The organism is Mycobacterium sp. TH-M116 (assembly GCF_057473685.1).
On record NZ_JBYCLC010000242.1, the window covers coordinates 1 to 1,732 of the forward strand.

The following is a 1,732-nucleotide window of genomic DNA, read 5'->3' on the forward strand; positions in this document are numbered from 1 at the left end:
AAATACGGGTCAGGATCCGGCTTGGCCGAACAGGGCGGTGAATGCGTGGGCGGAGTCCGCCTCGTGCGCTTCCATCAGGGCCGCCGCCTGCGTCAAACCCTCGGCCAGTCGTGTCCCGCCGGTCAGCACCTTGTTGAGGTCGCCGGCGACCTCGGTGGCGGTCACGTGGGACGCGGTCACGGCGTCGCCGGACCAGGTCGCCGGATTCATGACGTTTTCCTGGTTGGCGACATAGCCTTGGGCGATCCCGATGGCGTGTTCCATATTCGCCTGAATGGCGTTTGACGTGTCGCGAAGCATGTGCGGCGTTACTTTGATGGTCACGGAAATCTCCTTCTGCGATTGGCCGCCCCCCTATGGCCTGGGGCGTGAAGCGGAGTGTATGGCGGCTGTTTGGACCTGTCGATTCACCCTTTCGCCGGGCCGGCTTCACGCTCGATCGTCGACAACCCGCACCGTCACGGGTTGTTCGGGCTTGTCCCGGGAAGCACGCCCACCCCCGGCTGCGTGGCCGACCGGCATCCCGCCGACGGGGGTGCCGCCGGTCGTCGTCGTCTGCGGGCGCAGGGCTTCCGCGCCGAGCGCCCCGCTGGGCCGCAACCCCACCGGCCGACCGCTGCTGCCGGTGTCGAACGCGCTGACGGGCCGGGTGAAACTGCTCGCGGACATGCCCGCGCCGGTCAACGATGCGCTACCGCCCGCGCCGGCCGAAGCGCCGGCCTCTGCCGCCGAAAGTCCTCCGGTCGCCGACACCGCCGAGGCCACCGGCCCCGCACCGCTCATCCCCATCCCGGCGGGATTGGCGAACATGCCCGTCATCGACTGCAGTGGCTGCAGCGCGCTCATCGGAGCCTGCATCAGTTGCGCGGGGGCCTGCAGCGCCTGCGGGACCGCCCCCAGCATCGACTGCATCGGCTCCATGAACGCACCGGCCTGACTCCCGAATTCCTTTCCCGCCGAAGCAGATTGGCCGACGCCGCCGGCACCCGTCGACACACCTTGCAGCGCGGAGCGCAAACCGTCGCCGGCCGCGGTGTCCGCCGCGGCCTGGCCGACCGCCGCCGCCGCCTGCGCCGGAGCCGCCGGCGAGGCCCCCATGGCTGCGACCGGGGGTGGGATCGCCAGGCTTTCGGCCAACGCGGCGAGGATCGCCCCGTAGGACGCGCCGATGGAGGAGTTGACCGGCCACATCACACCGAAGTACTCGACGTCCAGCGAGATGATGCGCGGCGTGAGCGCCCCGAGGACCATCGGGTTGATGCCGTTGTCGACTCCCCATTCGTCCCGGTTGGCGATGCATTCGGGAGCCGGGCGCATCGCGACGGCGGCGGTCTCGTACGCGGTGACGGCGGCCGACACCACGGCCGGCTTCACATCGACCCAGCCGGCGAGCCCGTGCAGCGACGCATTGAGCATGGTGGCCGTGGCCGCGGACTCCGCCGACCCGGCACCGGTCCAGCTCGCCGACGTCGCAGCGGTGTTGCTCGCCGATGCGACACCCGAGGCGTGGTGCGCGGCCGCCAAGGTTGTCCATGCGGTCTGGTTGGCCACGTGCGTGCCCACCCCGGTCCCGGCTTTGAGCAGCATGTCGTTGTCCTCGGGTGTGCGTACGGCCCAACCCGGATCAGGCATGCATTCTCCCCTCGCTACGTGCCCAGGGTCGCAGCGCGCGCCGCCTCGGTGGCGACGGCCACCCCCGAAGCCATGCTCTGCGCGCCGGAGAACAGGCCGC

Annotated in this window: 2 protein-coding genes; both read right to left on the minus strand. The window is 70.6% G+C overall.

The annotated features are described in order from the left end of the window. Window positions 1–9: 9 nt before the first annotated feature. Complete coding sequence (locus tag AC2VOK_RS12075; protein WP_428900678.1) at window positions 10–330, minus strand: WXG100 family type VII secretion target; 321 nt, start codon at window positions 328–330, stop codon at window positions 10–12. Window positions 331–429: 99 nt separating this feature from the next. Further along, window positions 430–1,632: a PPE domain-containing protein gene (locus AC2VOK_RS12080; RefSeq protein WP_428900677.1), complete on the minus strand. Its 1,203-nt coding sequence runs from the start codon at window positions 1,630–1,632 to the stop codon at window positions 430–432. Window positions 1,633–1,732 lie beyond the last annotated feature (100 nt).